Genomic DNA, 19,392 nt, shown 5'->3' with positions numbered 1-19,392 from the left:
ATTTATCTATTTTAATGAGAAGTATTCTGATTGAAGAAAAGAGTATTTTCAACTTGCTTATTTTTAGTAAGTATATTATACTAGCGTTATCAGTTTAGACCTAAACTAAAAGGGGGATCAGAAAAATGGGGAAGCTATCACTTACAGAAAAAGTAAAATTAAGTTGTTGGATGTCCATCTTGCAGTTCGTTCAAAAGAGCAATCTCCAGTCCAATGAGTTTCTAAAACAATATGACTTGAATGCTTCAAAGTTTGATATGCTTCATCAGATTCAGGAAAACCAACCAATCACACAAAAGGAACTAGGAGAGAAATTACTTATCTCTAAGGGCGGTGTTTCGCAAATGATCAAACAGTTTGAATTGGATGGCTGGATCACACGCCAACAAGAGTGGAAGGAAAAATACATTTCCTTGACTGCTAGAGGGCAAGAACAACTAGATAATTGTTTTATTGCCCAAAGTAAGCTGCAAGCGTCAGCTTTTGATAATTTAACGAAACAAGAAGTCCTTCAATTAGCAAAAATCAGCAAAAAATTGATGAAATCATAACAATAGTTAGAGAATGAAAAAGGAGTGTAGGAAAATGAACAAAAAAATGAATGAAAAATTCGGTATCGATTCTTCAAAAGGTATGGAAATCGGGTTATATTCACTAGGAGATCACGTTAAAAATCCAATGACAGGAAAACTAATCAGTGAGCAACAACGAATCAATGACATTATCGAAGCAGCAAAATTTGCCGATGAAGCAGGAATCGATGTGTTTGGTGTTGGTGAAAGCCATCAAAGTCATTTTATCGGGCAAGCGAACCAAGTGATTCTATCAGCAATCGCAGCGCAAACAAAAGATATTAAGATTTCTAGTTCCGTTACCGTTTTAAGTACTAACGATCCAGTCCGAGTGTATGAAGAGTATGCCACGTTAGATTTAATTTCAAATGGACGTGCTGAAATCGTGGCTGGTCGAGGTTCACGTGTTGGTGTTTATGAACTTCTTGGATTTGATTTAAAAGATTATGAAGAACTGTTTGAAGAAAAAATGCACTTGTTAAAATTATTGAATGAAGCGGCACCAAATGAACGAATGAACTGGGAAGGTGCATTTCGTGCGCCGCTACAAAATGCAGAAATTTTACCTCAACCGCTTCGTGGACAATTACCTGTTTGGCGTGCAGTGGGTGGTCCAGCAGATAGTGCTATCAAGGCTGGATTAGATGGTATTCCAATGATGTTGACGACATTAGCAGGACCTGCACCGATTTTCAAGCGGGCAGTGGATGCGTATCGTTTATCTCTAACAGAAGCAGGGTATGATGAAAAAGAATTTCCACTTGCAACAACAAGTTTATTTTATGTTGCAGAGACTGGTAGCCAAGCGCGGAAAGAAATGTATCCATTCTTAAATGCCGGTTGGTCAGCGATTCGTGGTGGAACGTATCCAAAACAACATTTTGCTCAATCACAAGATACCAGAGATACGCTAATGGTTGGAGGCGTCAATGAAATTATCGAGAAGATGCTTTATCAATACGAGTTATACGGACATCAACGTTTTATGGCGCAAATCGATTTTGGCGGTATACCGCTTGATCTAGTGAAGAAAAATATTGAATTGATTGCGACAAAAGTGATGCCGGAAGTTAAAAAATATACCAAAGAATAGGATGATCCCTTATGAAAATCGTTGCGATAATCGGATCCGCTTTTGGTAGTAAATCAAGAGTGGCTGTCAATTATACGATCAATAAAATAAAAGAAGTGCGGGAAGATGCTGTTGTGGATGTTATTGATTTTTCTGAAATCCAATTTCCATTCGCTGACGGGCGGGAATACCTTCAGCATGAAGGCGAAGTTGGGGCAGCATTGAAAAAAATCATGGAGGCAGATGGCTTGATTATTGGTACACCGATTTTCCAAGCATCGATGCCTGGAACGTTGAAAAATTTGTTTGATATGTTGCCAGTTAATGCTTTCCGCAATAAAGTAGCAGGAATGATCGTCACTGCGGGGTCAGACAAACACTTTTTGATTCCTGAGCAACAAATCCGTCCTGTACTAAGTTATATGAAGGCTAATTTAGTCCCGAATTATGTGTTTATTACAGATCAAGATATTATTCGCCAAGAAATTAAAAATCCCGATATTGAATTTCGATTGGATCGATTCGTGGATGACTTTTTCTTATTGCTAGATACGTATCAAACGATGATTCAGCAAAAAGAAGCAGAATATGATTTTTAAAAATAGTTAGTTATTTTAGGGTTTAGAACAAAAGTGAATGTTACTTTTGTTCTAAACTCTTTTTTATATCGTAAAAAGCATAAGCTAGCGCTTACTAGAAATGGTATCATGAAGATAACTTGTCTAATAATGAATAAATGATGTGTAAGGAGACTCATAATATGGAAACATTGGATCAGAATCATTTAAAAAGTTTAGTAAAGAAATTTCTTGTTGAACATAATTGTTTAAAAACGTATGATCACTGTATTTCTGTAGGGGAGTATGCTTATGAATTAGGAAAAAATTACTTAGATGAACCAGATAAAGCTCGAATTGCAGGCTATCTACATGATATCTCGGCAATTTATCCAGATGATCAACGAATCGCTGTAGCCAAGAAGATGGGAATTGATTTATACAAAGAAGAAATAGAGCTTCCGATGATCATTCATCAAAAAATTTCAAAGGAAATTGCCTTTAACGAATTTAACGTGACGGACCCAGTAATCTTATCGGCTATTGAATGTCATACGACGTTAAAAGAGGACTACTCTGATTTAGATCTAGTTGTATTTATAGCAGATAAAATAAAGTGGGATCAACAAGGGGAACCACCTTATATTGAAGGTCTGATGATCGCTTTGGATCATTCGTTGGAAGCTGCGGCTTTTTATTATATTGATTATTTATTGAATCATGGTATTCAGGTGCTTCATCCATGGCTGAATGAAGCTTATGTGAAATTGAAATATGATTTAGGCTATAACTAGGTTTATGAAAAAGTAGAGTGGAAATAGATCCGTAAAAGTGATTGTGGGTGTCTGGGTTATGGTTATCGTTCTTAGTGCTCATCTCTTTTTTGTTAAAACCTGTAAAAAAATGAAACAGTTTTAGGAATCATGAGACAAACAAGATTTGCTAGAGGTGTAATAAATTTAATGATAAAAATAGAGTATTTTATTCTAAATAAGAATTTTAGTAATAATATTGATTTTGACATTTTTGAAAGTATAAACAGTAGCAAATTTAAAGAAAATTATTTCTATTTAAAGGGTAAAAGTTTAGAGACAGAAATTATCTTTCTTGATGAAAGTAAGAAATTGCTATTAAAAAATAAAGTAGTGCAGAAATATTATGATAAAAATGATGCAAGTGTTTTTCCGTTAGTATTTTTGAATGACAGAGTAATTAAACAGGGAAGCTTTTTGAGTTCCGATGAGTTGTCAGATATCTTAGATATTGGTCTATCAATACAACAGAATCCAGAATAATAATTAGAATTTTAAACTAGTGAGATACGTCTCTGTTTTTACTAGTTTTTTTATAGGCTAAGAAACACTTTTTCTAATAGAATTTGTTATTTATCGTTTTGGTTAGTTAAAAACACCGAATATATTTGTAGTCATAGTATTTCTACCTGTTTAAATCAAATCGGAGTCCTTCAAAATATCCCCAATAAAGGAAGCGATGTGTCCTTCAGACACATTGTATTGTAACTCATCGACTCATGCTGTTCTTTGCGAGTTACAACAATGAGATCGAAGTGTAATGTAGTGGAGTAGCTTTTTCTCGTCGTTTATTCGCACTCTGGATACATTTATGCATGTGAAATAGTGACTGTATTTTCTGCTGATGTACAGCTCGAATCACTAAGGATTTTTGATCCAAGATCTTGCATGATTTTCAAAGCTTCTAGTAACTCTAAGCCAGAACTACTCAAGCTATATTCGACCTTTAAAGGGTAACCCTGATGACTATTCTTTATTACAAGGCCGCAGTCAGTTAATTCTGAAAGCTGTTGTAAAAGCATTTTTTCAGTGATATTCTCAATATCTTTGTGAAGCTTGGATAAACGTGTGGGGCCTAATCTTAGCCTCCATAAAATGATCGTTTTCCATTTGTCTCGTAACATATCAGTAACAACTTCGATAGGGCAAGTGTATTCGCTTCTTATTTTCATCGTACAATCCTCTCATGACTGATTAAACGGTGAGAAATAAGCAGCTCTGTTATCGAAAATAACTATGTTTATCTCAGTCAAGTTTTCTATATTTTCCGTCAATTTCTGCAGTAGCTAAAATACGGCCTTTCATTTTGGCGACTAAATCGTTTAGGTAAAAACCAGATTTTAAGTCTAATTGTGTATCTAAAGCAACGATCTTTAGCGTATAAACATGTGTTTTGTCAGGTGGTGTCATACCGCCGTAGTAGGCTGATAATTCTTTTGACTGGTTTGCACCAAGTGTGCTGTGCCAACTATTGATTCCTTGAACGAAATCAGTGGCTGTTTGACTTTCGTTTTCCAAAATTTCTTGTCTAGTTAGATTTCCAATCACCCAATGAATCCACGGAAACCCCTTGGTTGTTTCAAACGCGTCTAGATCATATAAAATGACCGCAAAGCTTTTAGTATTTTCAGGAGCCTCTTCTATTTTAAAGGGAATCGAGTAAGTAGGGACGCCCGTTTCATTAAAAGCTGTACCGTGACCACCATAACTATCTAAAAAATAACCATTTTCAATTACTGTACTACTAATCTTCATCATATCATCCTTTGCTGCTTTATTTTGTAAATTAATCATAAAGGAAAATACTGTAATTGAAAATTACTTACTTTTCAGTGGGTATACTTATTTATGCGACAACTGTCCATTCGTTAAGTGTTTTTCCATTGGCATCAACCAATTCTAGCCAACTATTTGTCCCACCAAAATATAAAAATAAGCCCACTTCATTGACGCTTTTTAAAATGATATCTTCAGTTGTAACGAAATTCTTGATTTTATCTACGTGATCTGCCCGGATTCTCTCACCCATTTTAGCTGAGAAACCTAATGAACCATCTTTATTGAGTGGCGGAGTTGGCATCATTGTAGCCCCAGATTTTAGCAGCATTTCATTGCGCTTGTGCCAAAGAGCAGTTGCTTGGCTGTCTCTTGTATCAATAAAAAATTCTATTTGACTAACTTCTTTGGTCCATTTGTGTCGAGCTTTAGCAGGTTTTGCTTTGGCTTTTTTAGGTTCTTCCTGTTGTTTAAAATAGTAGCCAAATTTCTCTAGAATAAGCAGGATTTCGTCTTTGTAATTTGCAACAGTTTTGTTAGAGCTTGTCGGAATGTTGAGTTCTGCTTGGGAGGTATGAGCGAGCGTTAACCCATTTTCTGCAGCTTCTGTAAGAAAACTTTGTTCTAAGTAATTTAATTCGATATCCCATGGTGGAGTGATCGTAATCAGCTTATTGAAGTCTGCAGCGTCTTGGAACAGCCCGGCTTCGGTTTGACCTATTGAAACAATTGTATTGTTTTTTAATGAGAGATAGACAGTGGGCTGATTTAATTTGATTTCGTTGTCTACATATTCATATATATCGATTGTTCCTTGAGTGTGATTAAATGTGATGCTCGTTTTGGTTTCTGTAATAAGTACTTCTAGTTTGATTTCCATGCTAGGCTCCTTTTAAGGTTATTGATTGGGGCTACTGTCATTTATGTAGTAAATAGATTTTATCATGAAAATAGCAATAAGTCTTACAGCAAAGACCTTATTGTCTGATTATTAGTGAGTAGAAGATAAGGGCTTAAGAGGATAAGGTGCGTTATTTATTTTTCTGATCGAGATCTAGTTAAAGTGGTATGAAACAGGTGTGTAGAGTGTTTTATAGATGGTTGGATCAGTTAAGTAATTTTATGAGAATGATTCTAATTTCATTGCACTTTAATTTCTTTTTATTCTCATTTTCAACAAGTTAAGTCGGGAAAAAATAGTATGTTTTTTGAAGAATTATAAGGTTTTTTTGATTAGAATATCAGGTTAACTGTAAAAAAGAAAATGAGAGTAAACTCATTTGGTTTTCGTTTGATTATAAAATCATAGTTGAAAAAGCTTCTGCCTCTTGTTATTCTGTTCAGTAAAATAGTACAGGAGGTTTTTTGATGGATGTGTTAAGAAATAACCATTTTTTGTCTCAAGAAGACTATCAAATTGCTTTGGCAAAAATCATCGAACCATTAAGAAATAGTGTACTTGTAACAGATCTTGCTGGGCTTCATTTAGGGAGCAGCGGAGCCGTCTACGATCAGCAACGGGCAGATATGGAAGCGCTTGTTCGTCCTTTGTGGGGAATTGCTCCTGCTTGGAAATTTCAGGAAGATGATGAGTTAAGAGATGCATATTTAGACAAATTAACTAAGGGAACAGATCCACAAAGCGCTGATTACTGGGGAGCAATCCAAGATTATGATCAATATATGGTTGAAACGGCTGCGTTGTCAGTCACGTTGCTACTTCACAAAGATTATTTTTGGGCATTATTGTCAGAGCAGGCTCAAAGAAATGTTGTGAACTGGCTGACACATGGGCTAGAACAGAAAGTTCCTAAAAATAATTGGACTTTCTTTAAAGTTTTGATTCGAGTTGCGTTGTTTTATTGCGGTGAGAAACTGGATCGTAAACGATTAACAGAAGAGCTTCAGCTGATTGATTCAATGTATGTTGGAAACGGCTGGTATGTGGATGGAAAAAAGACACAAAGAGATTATTATGTTGCGTTTGCGTTTCATTATTATGGCTTGATCTATGCAACTTTTATGAAAGAAGAAGACCCTGAATGGTCGGATCGTTTTATTGAAAGAGCGACAGTATTTGCCCAAGATTTTATTTATTATTTTGATGGCGACGGGGAAGCATTGCCGTATGGTCGGAGTTTAACGTATCGATTTGCGCAGGGAGCTTTTTTTTCAGCACTCGTTTTTGCCGATGTTGAAGCTATTCCGTGGGGAGAAATGAAAATGCTCTTGGCAACGCATTTAAGGACTTGGATGAAGCATGATATTTTTACCTTTGATGGTCGACTTTCAATTGGTTATCATTATGAAAATTTAGTCATGGCAGAAGGCTATAATGCGCCAGGCTCACCTTATTGGGCGTTAAAGACTTTTTTACTTTTAGCTGTTCGAGCGGATCACCCTTTTTGGCAAGCAGAGCCTGTCAAGATCAAGAAAAAGCCGAAGCAGCTGATTCAAAATGGAAATATCCTTTTATTACAGGAAAATGATGGAGCACAAGTATTGGGCTTTCCAGTTGGTATGCTAGTTGAAGGTCAAGCGCATGCGGAAGCAAAATATAGCAAGTTCGTTTATTCAACAAAATTTGGTTTTAGTGTGCCAAAAGCAGGTGTCCTTTATGAAGAAGGGGCATTTGACAACACCTTGGCAGTTTCTTGTGATGGCCGATACTTTAGAACCAAGAGAGAAGTAAGTAACTATCGACTGACTGAGGATTCTGTTTTCCAGAAGTGGTCCCCATTTACTGGCGTAACGATCGAGACAGAGGTCTATCCTTTTGGGCAGTGGCATCTACGTGTTCACACGATTGATACTGAGATTTCTCTAGAAATTAGAGAAGGTGGCTTTAGCTTACCGTTATTAGAAAGAAAACCCAAAGGAGCGGTCGGCGAAAATTGGGTGTTTGTAACAGAGGGAAATTTAACTTCGCAAATCGTTGGGATCGAAGGCTATGAAGAAGCTATGTTAGTAAGGCCAGAAGTCAATACTTCTCTATTTTTCCCTAGAACGAGTTTGCCTGTTTTGAGAAAAATATTGCCAGCTGGAAAGCATCGGGTAATGTGCCTTGTCGGCGGCATCGTTATGCGTGATGAAGGGATGGAAAAACATGATAAAAATTGAATTGAAAAACAAAGAGAACCAACCGATCATTGGACGAATCGATCATGAAAAAGAAGTCCAGCCATTTATGGCACAAGGAGAAGACTTAGCGGTGCTTGCAATTAAAGACTACTCATATGAATTAGGGGATAAAATCGTTGTAACAACACCTGAAAAAGATCGTTATTTTGCGGTGCAATTGGATGAAACGATGCCAATTTCGATCATTTACCTCCCTCAAGAAGTATGGGAATATCAAATTCCATTGACCGAAGCGGCTCGAAAGGCATCGGTTGAGACAGCTTTCCACTCAAAGCGTCATCATTTGATAGTGCGAAAGGCGTTTGACTTTGAAATCACGAATTATCAAAATCTTTCTTTTAATCCACATGATCAAAAAATGCTGTCGGGTGCTTATCCTCACGCAAAGGCAAATGTAGAGACGAGAGATGATGCTGTTTTCTTTGCTAAAAATGCCATTGATGGCAAGTATGGGAATTTGTCTCACGGTTCCTATCCGTTTGCGTCTTGGGGAATCAATCAACAAGCGGATGCAGCATTAACGATCGATTTTGGTCGGAAAGTTGCGATTGATTGGATTCGGTTATTGTTTCGTGCCGATTATCCGCATGATAGTTATTGGACCAAAGTGACGTTTGAATTTTCTGATGGTGAAGAATTGGTCCTGCCAACAACCAATGCAACGATATTTCAAGAAATCAAGTTCCCGTTAAAGGAAACGAGTAGTTTGACGATTAAAAACCTGATCAAAGCTGAGGATGCTTCGCCATTTCCAGCGCTGACTCAAATCGAAGTTTTTGGAAAAAATAAATAAATTAAGCAGCAGGTTGGGACAGAAGTGTTTAACTCTGAGAAATAAGAAGGAATTCACGAAAATTGCTCTTCAAATTTTTGTGAATTTCAGCTTACTTCCGAAAGAGTTGCTTCTGCTCCCACCGTTTATCCGGATTCAATGTGGCTAGGATGTGACTCGCAGAGTTATGTCCCGGCCGTTTTTTTTTGAAAGAACAATTTTAGAAAAATTCGCTTTTTACCTTTATTTACGTTATACTGTTTTTAGTTAATATGTTAACAAGTTAAGAGGAGTGAGTAATATGAAGCTTCAAGAAAATAAAAAAAGATTAATCGATTTAGGGGGTAACATCTCTCAACAATGGCTGGCGGATCAAATTGAGAGCTGTATTGCCCAAATTGAGCAGAACATGGAGCGTTTTGGTGAAGAATTTCCTTCAGCCTGTGCTACAAATGGAAAATATCGTATCAAACCCAATGATGATTGGACGAATGGCTTCTGGACAGGAATGCTTTGGTTAGCTTATGAATGGACAGGGAAAAATAAATTTTTGGAACGAGCTATGGCGAATGTTGCTAGTTTTCAAAAACGTTTAGATGACCATTTTGTGCTGGATCATCATGATATCGGTTTCTTATATAGTTTGTCAGCTGGGGCTGGGTATCGAATCACAGGCAGTGAGCGTTGTAAAAAGGAATTGTTGCAAGCAGCAGATGTCTTGTTGGCCCGCTTTCAAGCACAAGGAAACTTTATTCAAGCCTGGGGACAATATGGCGACCCTAAAGAGTATCGTTTAATCATTGATTCATTGATCAACTTACCCTTATTGTTCCAAGCAACGGAAATTTCTGGGGACCCGCGTTATTCAGCTGTAGGAGCGAAGCATTATCATACGCTGATGAAGACTGTGATCAGAAAGAATGCAACAACTTTTCATACGTACTATTTTGATCCAGAGACAGGTAAACCAAGTCACGGGGCGACTCATCAAGGAAATAGCGATGAATCAATTTGGGCAAGAGGACAAAGTTGGGCGGTTTTGGGAATTCCGTTAAATGAACATTATCTTCATTCAGAGCCGTTTCCAGAAAATTATTCAGATATTGTGTCTGTCTTTTTGGAGAATTTACCTGGAGATTTGGTCCCTTATTGGGATTTTGATTTTGATGATCAACACCCTTCCGACAAAGATAGCTCTTCACTGGCAATCGCTGCTTGCGGATTGTTAGAAGCTCAAAAGCTGAATGCTTATCCGAATGCGGAGGACATTGCCAAAGGAATGCTTTATCAACTAGGTGAATATTATTCAGCTAAGGAATCACCAGAGAATGAAGGGCTACTGCTACACGGTGTTTACGCGCATTCAGAGGGGAAAGGCATCGATGAACCGAATTTGTGGGGCGATTATTTTTACTTAGAAGCGTTGATCAGATTAGCAAACGCAAAGTGGCAAAGATACTGGTAAAGGGGAATGAAAATGCAAACGTTTGAGATAAAAGAAGATTTTTTACTAGATGGCAAACCAATCAAATTGATCAGCGGAGCAATTCATTATTTTCGAATGACACCTGCTCAATGGGAAGATAGTTTATATAATTTAAAGGCACTTGGCGCCAATACTGTGGAAACCTATATTCCTTGGAACATCCATGAACCAATCGAAGGTAGTTATGATTTTGAGGGCTTAAAAAATATTGAGGCTTTTGTCACACTTGCAAAACAAATCGGTTTAATGGTCATTTTACGTCCATCTGTTTATATCTGCGCGGAATGGGAATTCGGTGGCTTGCCAGCTTGGTTGTTGAAAGAAAAGGGAATTCGTCTTCGTTCGACTGATCCACGTTTTATGGCAAAAATTCGTCAGTATTTCAGTGTTTTGATTCCAAGGCTAGTCCCGTTACAGATAACTCAGGGCGGTCCTGTTATCATGATGCAGGTTGAAAATGAATACGGGTCTTACGGTATGGAAAAAGCATACCTGCGCCAAACAAAACAATTAATGGAAGAATTTGGGATAGATGTCCCTTTGTTTACATCGGATGGCGCTTGGGAAGAAGTGCTGGATGCTGGGACTTTAATCGAAGATGATGTATTTGTGACAGGAAATTTTGGGAGCCATTCAAAAGAAAACGCCATAGTGATGAGAAATTTTATGGAACGTCACGGGAAAAAATGGCCGATTATGTGTATGGAATACTGGGATGGCTGGTTTAATCGTTGGAATGAACCGATCATCAAGCGAGATGGATCAGATCTAGCTGCAGAAGTTAAAGCTATGCTGGAAGTCGGATCACTGAATTTATACATGTTTCATGGTGGAACAAACTTCGGTTTTTACAATGGCTGTTCTGCACGTGGTGCGCTTGATCTGCCACAAGTCACGAGCTATGATTATGATGCATTATTAACTGAAGCGGGTGAACCGACCGAAAAATATTATCACGTTCAAAGGGCAATCAAAGAAGTTTGTCCAGATGTTTGGCAAGCAGAACCACGAAAAAAAGTATTAACTAATTTAGGTTCATACCCTGTAAATGCCAGTGTTTCCTTATTTGCAACGAAAGATAAAATGATCAAGGCTCAGCAGACAATGTATCCGCTAAGCATGGAAGAAGCGGGTGATGGGTATGGCTATATGCTCTATTCAGCAAATCTAAAAAATTATTTCCATGAAAACAAATTAAAAGTCATAGAAGCTAGCGATCGTGTTCAAATCTACATTGATGGTGAGCATAAGGCGACGCAATACCAAGAAACAGTTGGAGAAGAATTGACGATAAGTGGTCAAGTAGCTCAAAAGGAAATCAGCCTAGATGTATTGGTAGAGAATCTTGGCCGAGTAAATTATGGCTTCAAGCTAAATAGCCCCACACAATCGAAAGGTATTCGCGGCGGGATCATGCAGGATATTCATTTTCACCAAGGGTATCAGCAGTATCCTTTGACCTTATCAGAAGAACAGCTACAGGCAATTGATTATGCGGCAGGTAAAGCTCCTCAACAGCCTTCATTTTATCAAGTGAAGCTGGAATTAAATGATATCGGAGATACCTTTATTGATTGCTCTAGCTATGGTAAAGGAGTTATTGTAGTCAATGGAATCAATCTTGGCCGCTACTGGGATATAGGACCGAATCAATCGTTATATTGTCCGCAAGAGTTTTTGAAAAAGGGACTCAACGAGGTCGTGATTTTTGAAACAGAGGGAAAAGAGATCAAAGAAGTCGTCTTTTCAGAGCAACCAATTTATAAAAAAGTAACTGATTAAAAATCAAAGTAATACTTTGAATAATAAAAACAAAAGCAACGCCCTCGGAAATAATCGGGGGTTGCTTTTGTTTTTATTTTATTCAGCTTCTACTTCGATTTTCGTTTTGAAATATCGCCAATGTTTATAACTAACGATGTACTCAGCAACGCTGCCATCTGGTAAGTAGGAGTGTTTGACTTGTTTAACTGCTGGTTCGCGAAAGCTTAACTGTAATAGATTTAGTAATTCTGCATCGTCAGGAAAGACGATTTCATTAGTTTCTATAGAAGCTAGTGAAAAAAGATCGATATCAAAATCTTTACGGACGCGTTCATAAACACTAGCGTAGGCAGCCAGTTTTTTTGAAATCGGTTCTTTGACTAATTTTTTTGGCAAGTGGGTGATATGAATTAAAAAAGGAACATCGCCAAAAGAGCGGACGCGGATGATTTTATAATAGGAGCTACTAGCTGGCAAGCCGAGCTCTTTTAAAATTTCAGGTTGTTTTTCTTCTTCAACTGACACGACTTGGATTTTTTCAGTATCTAAAGAATGAAGTTCTATATCAGAAAATTTAACGCTTTGAGAAACCTTCGATTTTGAAACGAAGGTTCCTTTACCTTGAATACGATAAAGATAGCCCGCACTGGTCAGTTCATTTAACGCTTTGACAGCCGTGATGGAGCTGACTGAATATCTTCTTTTGATGTCTGCTTCTGAATAGAATTTATCACCCGGTATGAATGTATGATTCTTTATTTCGCTTAAGAGATCTTGTTTGATCTGTTCATATTTTGGGAGCACGAATGCTTACCTCCGTTCGCTTAACATAGTTAGTTAAGCATAACATGTTAATTTTACTTTAGCAATTGCTTTATTCCCTTTCTTGTTAGTAAATGCGAACAATAAGTCAGGTCATAATAAAAAACTCAACATATTAAGATATTAGGTTTACGGATGAGTTAGCATGTGTTATAGTATATTCGTAAGAGACATAACATGTTAAGTAGGGGGACCTGCATTTTAGGAGGGAATCGAGTGGAAAATATTGTATTGATCAGCCATGGCGGGATGGCGGAAGGAGTTAAAGTCAGTCTTGAGATGATTGTTGGACAGCAAGAAAATGTTCATACCGTGTCTTTGCGACCTGATGGAGATAATATCCAGTTTGAAAATGAGTTAAATGAAAAAATGAAAGCCCTTAACGGATCAACACTTATTATTGCAGATTTATTAGGCGGAACACCTTGTAATGTTGCAGTGAAGAACTATTTAAATACAGCAGACGTTGAAATCATTGCGGGCATGACTCTTTCGATTGTAATTGAAGCAGTTGTGAACCAACAAGTCACTGTGGGAGAACTTGTCTGTTTAGCAAAAGAAAATATTGTCGATGTCAAAGCAGGAATGAATAAGGCGGAAAAAGATATTATAGAAGCTAGTTTGGAAACTGAGATTAGCAACTTTAGCGAATATGCTGGTCAAGCGAATATTGTCAATACCCGTATCGATGAACGTTTGATTCATGGACAAGTTGCTGGAATTTGGTCAACAAGTTTGGACACACAGCGAATTATTGTTGCAAATGATGAAGCAGCCTCAGATCCGCTGCAAAAATCCTCTCTTAGAATGGCAGCGCCTACTTCTATGCGTTTATCAGTGTTACCTGTTGCTAAAGCGGCAGAAAATATTTGTGCTGGAAAGTATGGAAAACAACGTCTCTTCCTACTATTTAAAAATCCAACAGATGTTCTGAAATTTTTAGATGCTGGGGGACCGATTGAGACTGTCAATGTCGGCAATATGAGCTATAAAGAGGGTGCTCGTGAAGTGACGAAAAGTATCCAGGTTTTAGAAGCTGAAGAAGCGGTCTTTGAGTCGATTACTTCAAAAGGAGTAAATATCACAGCTCAATTGGTGCCGAACGATCCAGCAATCGATTTTATGAAGAAATTAAGAAGTTGAAAAATATAAAGATAAAGTAAAGCGGAACGTTGTTACCATATCTAGCTTCAAGAGCTAGCCTCTCGGGAAAAAGATAAAATCTGATTGTGGCAAAAAGCGCCACCCTCTGATTTTCCTATTTTCCTGTCAAGGCTGGATGAGCCCGCTACGCTTTTAAATTATCTAGCTGCGCGAAACAGTTCCCTCAACAATTAGATAACTCATCTGAAAGACCAAAAACGTCTTTAAGATGAGTTCCTAAATTGTTCAGGAACTTAACGTTTCGCTACGCTTTTATACTATCTAGCTGCACAAATCAATCCTTAGGAAAATAGATAAATTGTCAGTGAAACAAAGAACGTTTCAATGCTAATTTCCTAATTTTCTACAGGATTAACCGATTTGTTCCGCTTTTAAAATTAGGAGGAAAATTCATGCATTTAGCGGCGTATCAAATTATTCTTATTACGGTTTATGCTTTTATTGCGATTAATGATTCACTTATTTCAAATACATTGACACAGCCGGCGATCGCTGGAATGATCTCAGGAATGATCATGGGCGATCTCAAAACAGGATTGATGGTCGGAGGAACGTTGCAGCTTATGCGTTTGGGGATTGCAGCATTCGGTGGTGCTTCTGTTCCAGATTACTTTACGGGTGCAGTGTTAGGAACGGCTTTTGCGGTGATTTCTGGAAAAGGTGCAGAATACGGGATCGGTTTAGCTGTCCCAGTATCTTTATTGATGCTTCAATTAGACGTTGTCGCTCGGTTTTGTAATGTGTTTCTTTTACACCGTGTCGATAAAGCAATCGATAATATGCAGATTAAACGGATTCCTCGTTTAGTTCTTTCAGGTTCATTTTTATGGGGCCTATCTCGTGCTATCCCGATTTTATTGATGTTGCTAGTCGGAGATGTTGCGGTTACAACGATAACTGAAAATACGCCAGAATGGTTAATGACTGGTTTAAAAACAGCGGGCGGTGTTTTACCAGTTGTCGGGGTAGCGATTTTACTACGTTACTTGCCGACTAAACAATATATCCCCTATTTACTTTTAGGCTTTTTCTTAGCCGCTTATCTACAAGTGCCAATGTTGGGTGTTTCGATCATTGGGATGGTTGCAGCAATGTTAGTGTTTAAACGAGATAGTGAGAAATCAGTCACTCAAACAGTTTCTGGTACAAGCAACTTTGAAGGAGGATTTGATGGGGATGAGTAATCAAAAACTAACAAAACAAGAATTAAATGCAATTAGCTGGCGTTATATTGTAGGTAGTCAATTGAATTGGAACTACGAACGTATGATGAGTTCAGGTTATTTATATGGTATTTTACCTGTATTAAAAAAATTCTATGGACATGATGAAAAACAATTTCAAGATATGATGCGCACGCACAATCAATTTTTTAATACCAATGCTATTTTTGGAAACTTGATCATGGGGATCGATGTTGCGATTGAAGAACAAGACGGTTACAAAGCTAAAGACACGATCGTAGCGTTAAAAACAGCGTTGATGGGTTCACTAGCTGGTGTTGGCGATTCATTATTCCATGTGATTTGGGGAACGATTTTTGGCTCAGTTGCTGGAACACTTGCACAAAATGGTTCCGTTGTAGGCTGTGTGATTTGGATCGTAGCCAATATCGCTTTGTTGTTTGGGCGGGCGGCGTTATTGCCACTTGGGTACAAACAAGGGGTCAAATTAGTGACAACTTTAAAAGATAAATTATCAGCATTTACGAATGCAGCGACAGTTTTAGGAGTGACTGTGATAGGTGCGTTGATTCCTTCTGTGATCAAAGCCACAGTGCCGTTTGTATATAAAAAAGATGGTGTTGAATTAGTCATTCAAGATACATTAGATGCAATTTTACCTTCGTTGGTCCCGATTCTTTTAGTGCTTTTGACGTATTGGATGTTAGGGCAAAAAAAATTAAACTCCACACGAGTGATTTGGATCATTTTGATTCTTTCAATTGCGTTAAGTGCGTTTGGAATTTTAGGATAATAAAACGAAGGAATAGGTGATTAGATGAAACGAGTCGAAATCTTATCTCGTTTAGAGAAAACAGGCGTGGTTGCGGTTGTGCGCGGTGCGACGAAAGAAGAAGCTTTAAAAGCTAGTCACGCGATCATTGAAGGTGGCATGACAGGGATTGAATTGACCTTCACTGTGCCGCAAGCTGATGAAGTGATCAAGGAATTAGTGGCAGTTTACAGTGATCGTTTGGACATTGTGATTGGTGCAGGTACTGTGTTAGATGCGGTAACAGCTCGACTAGCGATTATGGCAGGAGCAGAATATGTCGTTAGCCCAAGCTTTAATCGGGAAACAGCGGAACTTTGTAATTTGTACCAAGTTCCATATTTACCAGGCTGTATGACGATTACTGAAGTGCAAGAAGCGTTGAAAAGCGGAGCGGATATCGTGAAATTATTTCCAGGAAGCGTGTATGGACCAAGTATCATCTCTGCCTTTATGGCACCGATGCCACAAGTGAGCATTATGCCGACAGGCGGTGTCAATTTAGACAATATGGCCGATTGGTTTAAGGCTGGAGCAGTAACGGTTGGCGTTGGTGGCGATTTATTAGCGCCAGTGGCCATCGGAGATTTTCAAAAAGTGACAGAAACAGCCCGTCACTATGCAGCAAAATTAAAAGAAATTAAGGGATGAGCAAATGGGGAAAGTGGTGACTTTAGGTGAAATCATGCTGCGCTTTTCAACGCAGGCGGGAAATCGTTTCGTTCAAAGCGACTCTTTACAGGCTCATTATGGCGGCGGTGAGGCCAATGTTGGGATTTCTTTGGCGAATTACGGACATGAAGTTGTTTTTGCGAGTAAAGTACCAGATACGACTTTAGGTGAAGCGGTCCGTCAACATTTATGGAAGTATCATGTGGATACGCGTTATCTGCTTGCAGGCGGCAAGCGCTTAGGTACTTATTATCTGGAAACAGGGATCGGTGAACGGTCAGCATCAGTTATTTATGACCGAGCAGGTTCTAGTTTTGCTGAAATGGAAGGACTTGAATGGGATTTAGCTACTTTATTTAATGATGTGGATATTTTTCATATCTCAGGAATTACGCCAGCGCTATCAAAGTCTTGGCAGACAATGACTCTTGAACTAATCAAGCAAGCTCGAAAATTTGGCTGTAAAGTTAGTTTTGATATCAATTATCGTAGTAAATTGTGGAGTCAAAAAGAAGCAGGACAAACCATCCGGCAACTGTTGCCATATGTCGATTATTGTTCAGCTGGAAAATTAGATGCAGTTAATTTATTGGGAATTGCAAATGAGCCAGATGATGAAGAGCATGAAGTAGCTTTTTATTATGAAAAAATGCAAAAACTGTTTCCCAATATCCAACTATTTTATTCAACGAAACGAACAGTCCATTCAGCCAGTGCCAACCAATTGATTGGGACACTTTGGCACAATCAACAGTATTACGAATCAGCAATCCATGAAATCGATCCGATCGTAGACCGAGTGGGAGCAGGCGATGCTTTTGCTGGCGGGATCTTGCACGGAATGCTAGAAAAAATGCAGCCTCAAGCAATCGTCGATTTTGCTACGGCAGCAGCGGCATTGAAGCATACAGTTTATGGAGATTGTAATCAATTCAGTAAAGAAGAAGTCGCTGACTTTTTAACATGCGGCTCAGGAAAAATAATGCGATAGAGGAGTATGAATCATGCAAAATATGGATAATAGATACACACATAGCCCGGAGGATATCCGTCACTATTCAACAGAAGAATTACGTAGAGAGTTTTTAGTCGAAAAAGTGTTTACACCAGGTGAAATCAGTTTGACCTATACTCATAATGACCGGATGATCTTTGGCGGTGTAACACCGACAACAGAACCATTAGAAATTGTATTAACAAAAGAATTAGGTGTGGATTATTTCTTGGAGCGCAGAGAACTCGGTGTAATCAATATCGGCGGTCCAGGCTCGATCACAATTGATGGTCAAACAGAATCTATGAAAAAACAAGATGGCTATTATATCGGAAAAGAAACCAAACAAGTAGTTTTTCAGTCAGATGATCCAAAAAATCCAGCTAAATTCTATGTCAATAGCGTGCCTGCACATCATAAATACCCGAATGTGAAAATCAGTATCGACCAAATCAAACCGATGGAAACGGGCGAAGCATTATCACTAAATAAACGCAGAATCTATCAATATATTCATCCAAATGTTTGTGAAAGCTGCCAGCTACAAATGGGATATACAGTTTTAGAACCGGGAAGCTCATGGAATACGATGCCGTGTCATACTCATGAACGTCGCATGGAAGCCTATCTTTATTTTGACTATGCAAGCGAAGATACTCGTGTATTCCATATGATGGGCAAACCCGATGAAACCAAGCATTTAGTTGTCGCTAATGAACAAGCAATCATTTCACCTAGCTGGTCGATCCACTCAGGTGTGGGAACAGGCGATTATACCTTTATCTGGTCAATGTGCGGCGAAAATATTACCTATACGGACATGGATATGGTGCCGATGGATCAACTAAAATAGAAAAGAGGTAGGAAAATGGATTTCAATATGGACATGTTTCGTTTAGATGGAAAAGTAGCGTTGGTTACAGGAGCCGTTCATGGGATCGGCTTAGAGATTGCGAAATCATTAGCTACTGCAGGAGCAACGATTGTTTTTAATAACTTATCTCAAGAATCTGTCGATAAAGGACTTGCCATTTACCAAGAAGCTGGCATTGAGGCGCGAGGCTATGCTTGTGATGTAACCGATGAAGAAGCAGTTCAAGCAACGGTCAAGCAAATCAAAGAAGAGGTTGGTTCAATCGATATTTTAGTGAATAATGCAGGAATCATCAAACGCATTCCAATGATCGAAATGTCGGCAGCTGAATTTAGACAAGTGGTAGACGTAGATTTGAATGCACCATTTATCATGGCTAAAGCAGTTATTCCAGATATGATTGAAAAAGGCGGCGGCAAAATCATCAATATCTGCTCAATGATGAGTGAGTTAGGTAGAGAAACGGTGAGTGCCTATGCAGCGGCTAAAGGTGGGCTTAAGATGCTGACGAAAAATATTGCTGCTGAGTATGGTCAATATAATATTCAGTGCAATGGTATTGGACCAGGTTACATTGCTACACCACAAACAGCACCGCTAAGAGAAAAACAAGACAATGGTGAACGTCATCCTTTTGATCAATTTATCGTAGGAAGAACACCAGCAGCGCGTTGGGGAGAACCAGTCGATCTAAGTGGTCCAGCAGTCTTTTTAGCGTCAAGTGCTTCAGATTTTGTGAATGGTCATATTTTATATGTAGATGGTGGCATTTTAGCTTACATTGGCAAACAACCATAAGCAGTTTATAATAATAGTAGAACGAGCAACCCATAGTCGTAAGGTCGTATTATGGGTGCTCGATTATGAATCGAAATGAAAGCGGTTGCTTTTTTAACTTGAAAGATGGAGGGAACAAAAT

Annotated in this window: 20 protein-coding genes; 16 read left to right on the top strand and 4 right to left on the bottom strand. The window is 38.4% G+C overall.

What is annotated here, in order from left to right; translation table 11 throughout:
• Positions 1-125: 125 nt before the first annotated feature.
• From RV15_RS00910 to RV15_RS00890, 5 genes are all read left to right on the top strand, one after another.
• A complete protein-coding gene (locus tag RV15_RS00910) occupies positions 126-551 on the top strand; it encodes a MarR family winged helix-turn-helix transcriptional regulator (RefSeq protein WP_071876174.1) in 426 nt (141 codons plus the stop codon).
• Positions 552-585: 34 nt separating this feature from the next.
• Positions 586-1,665: an LLM class flavin-dependent oxidoreductase gene (locus RV15_RS00905; RefSeq protein ID WP_071876173.1), complete on the top strand. Its 1,080-nt coding sequence runs from the start codon at positions 586-588 to the stop codon at positions 1,663-1,665.
• 11 nt (positions 1,666-1,676) lie between these two features.
• A complete protein-coding gene (locus tag RV15_RS00900; RefSeq protein WP_071876172.1) occupies positions 1,677-2,243 on the top strand; it encodes an NADPH-dependent FMN reductase in 567 nt (188 codons plus the stop codon).
• A 161-nt stretch (positions 2,244-2,404) separates the two neighbouring features.
• Positions 2,405-2,995 carry a bis(5'-nucleosyl)-tetraphosphatase (symmetrical) YqeK gene (yqeK, locus tag RV15_RS00895; RefSeq protein ID WP_083429054.1) on the top strand — a complete coding sequence of 197 codons (591 nt, stop codon included), beginning with the start codon at positions 2,405-2,407 and terminating at the stop codon, positions 2,993-2,995.
• Positions 2,996-3,124: 129 nt separating this feature from the next.
• The gene (locus tag RV15_RS00890; protein WP_139242950.1) at positions 3,125-3,496 is read left to right on the top strand and encodes an arsenic metallochaperone ArsD family protein; all 372 of its coding nucleotides are present in this window, start codon (positions 3,125-3,127) and stop codon (positions 3,494-3,496) included.
• A gap of 326 nt (positions 3,497-3,822) precedes the next feature.
• On the opposite strand, the gene RV15_RS00885 is transcribed toward RV15_RS00890, so the two are convergent.
• The 3 genes from RV15_RS00885 to RV15_RS00875 form a co-directional block, all read right to left on the bottom strand.
• A complete protein-coding gene (locus RV15_RS00885; RefSeq protein WP_071876170.1) occupies positions 3,823-4,185 on the bottom strand; it encodes a winged helix-turn-helix transcriptional regulator in 363 nt (120 codons plus the stop codon).
• A 73-nt stretch (positions 4,186-4,258) separates the two neighbouring features.
• A complete protein-coding gene (locus RV15_RS00880; RefSeq protein WP_245791173.1) occupies positions 4,259-4,807 on the bottom strand; it encodes a YbhB/YbcL family Raf kinase inhibitor-like protein in 549 nt (182 codons plus the stop codon).
• Between the two features lie 52 nt (positions 4,808-4,859).
• Positions 4,860-5,669 (bottom strand): hypothetical protein, encoded by an 810-nt coding sequence (locus RV15_RS00875; protein ID WP_071876168.1) that lies wholly within the window; start codon positions 5,667-5,669, stop codon positions 4,860-4,862.
• 488 nt (positions 5,670-6,157) lie between these two features.
• On the opposite strand from RV15_RS00875, the gene RV15_RS00870 reads away from it, so the two are divergent.
• The 4 genes from RV15_RS00870 (at position 6,158) to RV15_RS00855 (ending at position 11,970) form a co-directional block, all read left to right on the top strand.
• Positions 6,158-7,909 (top strand): DUF2264 domain-containing protein, encoded by a 1,752-nt coding sequence (locus RV15_RS00870; protein ID WP_071876167.1) that lies wholly within the window; start codon positions 6,158-6,160, stop codon positions 7,907-7,909.
• A complete protein-coding gene (locus RV15_RS00865; RefSeq protein ID WP_071876166.1) occupies positions 7,896-8,723 on the top strand; it encodes a hypothetical protein in 828 nt (275 codons plus the stop codon). The genes RV15_RS00870 and RV15_RS00865 overlap by 14 nt, the downstream gene beginning before the upstream one ends.
• Before the next feature lie 280 nt (positions 8,724-9,003).
• Positions 9,004-10,167 carry a glycoside hydrolase family 88 protein gene (locus RV15_RS00860; RefSeq protein ID WP_071876165.1) on the top strand — a complete coding sequence of 388 codons (1,164 nt, stop codon included), beginning with the start codon at positions 9,004-9,006 and terminating at the stop codon, positions 10,165-10,167.
• 12 nt (positions 10,168-10,179) lie between these two features.
• Positions 10,180-11,970 (top strand): glycoside hydrolase family 35 protein, encoded by a 1,791-nt coding sequence (locus RV15_RS00855; RefSeq protein WP_071876164.1) that lies wholly within the window; start codon positions 10,180-10,182, stop codon positions 11,968-11,970.
• Between the two features lie 78 nt (positions 11,971-12,048).
• Here the strand turns inward: RV15_RS00855 and RV15_RS00850 are convergent, their stop codons facing one another.
• On the bottom strand, positions 12,049-12,756 hold the full coding sequence (locus RV15_RS00850; protein ID WP_071876163.1) for a GntR family transcriptional regulator: 708 nt from the start codon (positions 12,754-12,756) through the stop codon (positions 12,049-12,051).
• A gap of 234 nt (positions 12,757-12,990) precedes the next feature.
• Here RV15_RS00850 and RV15_RS18495 point away from each other — a divergent pair, with 234 nt between their 5' ends.
• The 7 genes from RV15_RS18495 to RV15_RS00810 all read left to right on the top strand — a co-directional run bounded on the left by RV15_RS18495 (position 12,991) and on the right by RV15_RS00810 (position 19,271).
• A complete protein-coding gene (locus RV15_RS18495; protein WP_139242949.1) occupies positions 12,991-13,917 on the top strand; it encodes a PTS sugar transporter subunit IIAB in 927 nt (308 codons plus the stop codon).
• Between the two features lie 413 nt (positions 13,918-14,330).
• Positions 14,331-15,122 (top strand): PTS mannose/fructose/sorbose/N-acetylgalactosamine transporter subunit IIC, encoded by a 792-nt coding sequence (locus RV15_RS00835; RefSeq protein WP_071876162.1) that lies wholly within the window; start codon positions 14,331-14,333, stop codon positions 15,120-15,122.
• On the top strand, positions 15,115-15,915 hold the full coding sequence (locus RV15_RS00830; protein WP_139242948.1) for a PTS system mannose/fructose/sorbose family transporter subunit IID: 801 nt from the start codon (positions 15,115-15,117) through the stop codon (positions 15,913-15,915). The genes RV15_RS00835 and RV15_RS00830 overlap by 8 nt, the downstream gene beginning before the upstream one ends.
• A gap of 24 nt (positions 15,916-15,939) precedes the next feature.
• The gene (locus RV15_RS00825) at positions 15,940-16,584 is read left to right on the top strand and encodes a bifunctional 4-hydroxy-2-oxoglutarate aldolase/2-dehydro-3-deoxy-phosphogluconate aldolase (protein WP_071876160.1); all 645 of its coding nucleotides are present in this window, start codon (positions 15,940-15,942) and stop codon (positions 16,582-16,584) included.
• Between the two features lie 4 nt (positions 16,585-16,588).
• A complete protein-coding gene (locus RV15_RS00820; RefSeq protein WP_071876159.1) occupies positions 16,589-17,596 on the top strand; it encodes a sugar kinase in 1,008 nt (335 codons plus the stop codon).
• Positions 17,597-17,609: 13 nt separating this feature from the next.
• Positions 17,610-18,452, top strand: coding sequence for a 5-dehydro-4-deoxy-D-glucuronate isomerase (kduI, locus tag RV15_RS00815; protein WP_071876158.1), 843 nt, complete (start codon positions 17,610-17,612; stop codon positions 18,450-18,452).
• Between the two features lie 15 nt (positions 18,453-18,467).
• The gene (locus RV15_RS00810; protein ID WP_071876157.1) at positions 18,468-19,271 is read left to right on the top strand and encodes a gluconate 5-dehydrogenase; all 804 of its coding nucleotides are present in this window, start codon (positions 18,468-18,470) and stop codon (positions 19,269-19,271) included.
• Positions 19,272-19,392: the final 121 nt, after the last annotated feature.

This window comes from Enterococcus silesiacus (assembly GCF_001886225.1).
GTDB lineage: Bacteria > Bacillota > Bacilli > Lactobacillales > Enterococcaceae > Enterococcus_L > Enterococcus_L silesiacus.
The sequence above is the reverse complement of the archived record's forward strand: the minus strand, read 5'-3'. Positions and strand labels throughout refer to the sequence as shown.

Bases quoted from the DNA above. Each gene is read 5' to 3' on its own strand.
- RV15_RS00910 (WP_071876174.1), top strand. From the start codon at position 126: ATGGGGAAGCTATCACTTACAGAAAAAGTAAAATTAAGTTGTTGGATG.
- RV15_RS00905 (WP_071876173.1), top strand. From the start codon at position 586: ATGAACAAAAAAATGAATGAAAAATTCGGTATCGATTCTTCAAAAGGT.
- RV15_RS00900 (WP_071876172.1), top strand. From the start codon at position 1,677: ATGAAAATCGTTGCGATAATCGGATCCGCTTTTGGTAGTAAATCAAGA.
- yqeK (WP_083429054.1), top strand. From the start codon at position 2,405: ATGGAAACATTGGATCAGAATCATTTAAAAAGTTTAGTAAAGAAATTT.
- RV15_RS00890 (WP_139242950.1), top strand. From the start codon at position 3,125: ATGAGACAAACAAGATTTGCTAGAGGTGTAATAAATTTAATGATAAAA.
- RV15_RS00885 (WP_071876170.1), bottom strand. From the start codon at position 4,185: ATGAAAATAAGAAGCGAATACACTTGCCCTATCGAAGTTGTTACTGAT.
- RV15_RS00880 (WP_245791173.1), bottom strand. From the start codon at position 4,807: ATGATTAATTTACAAAATAAAGCAGCAAAGGATGATATGATGAAGATT.
- RV15_RS00875 (WP_071876168.1), bottom strand. From the start codon at position 5,669: ATGGAAATCAAACTAGAAGTACTTATTACAGAAACCAAAACGAGCATC.
- RV15_RS00870 (WP_071876167.1), top strand. From the start codon at position 6,158: ATGGATGTGTTAAGAAATAACCATTTTTTGTCTCAAGAAGACTATCAA.
- RV15_RS00865 (WP_071876166.1), top strand. From the start codon at position 7,896: ATGATAAAAATTGAATTGAAAAACAAAGAGAACCAACCGATCATTGGA.
- RV15_RS00860 (WP_071876165.1), top strand. From the start codon at position 9,004: ATGAAGCTTCAAGAAAATAAAAAAAGATTAATCGATTTAGGGGGTAAC.
- RV15_RS00855 (WP_071876164.1), top strand. From the start codon at position 10,180: ATGCAAACGTTTGAGATAAAAGAAGATTTTTTACTAGATGGCAAACCA.
- RV15_RS00835 (WP_071876162.1), top strand. From the start codon at position 14,331: ATGCATTTAGCGGCGTATCAAATTATTCTTATTACGGTTTATGCTTTT.
- RV15_RS00830 (WP_139242948.1), top strand. From the start codon at position 15,115: ATGAGTAATCAAAAACTAACAAAACAAGAATTAAATGCAATTAGCTGG.
- RV15_RS00825 (WP_071876160.1), top strand. From the start codon at position 15,940: ATGAAACGAGTCGAAATCTTATCTCGTTTAGAGAAAACAGGCGTGGTT.
- RV15_RS00820 (WP_071876159.1), top strand. From the start codon at position 16,589: ATGGGGAAAGTGGTGACTTTAGGTGAAATCATGCTGCGCTTTTCAACG.
- kduI (WP_071876158.1), top strand. From the start codon at position 17,610: ATGCAAAATATGGATAATAGATACACACATAGCCCGGAGGATATCCGT.
- RV15_RS00810 (WP_071876157.1), top strand. From the start codon at position 18,468: ATGGATTTCAATATGGACATGTTTCGTTTAGATGGAAAAGTAGCGTTG.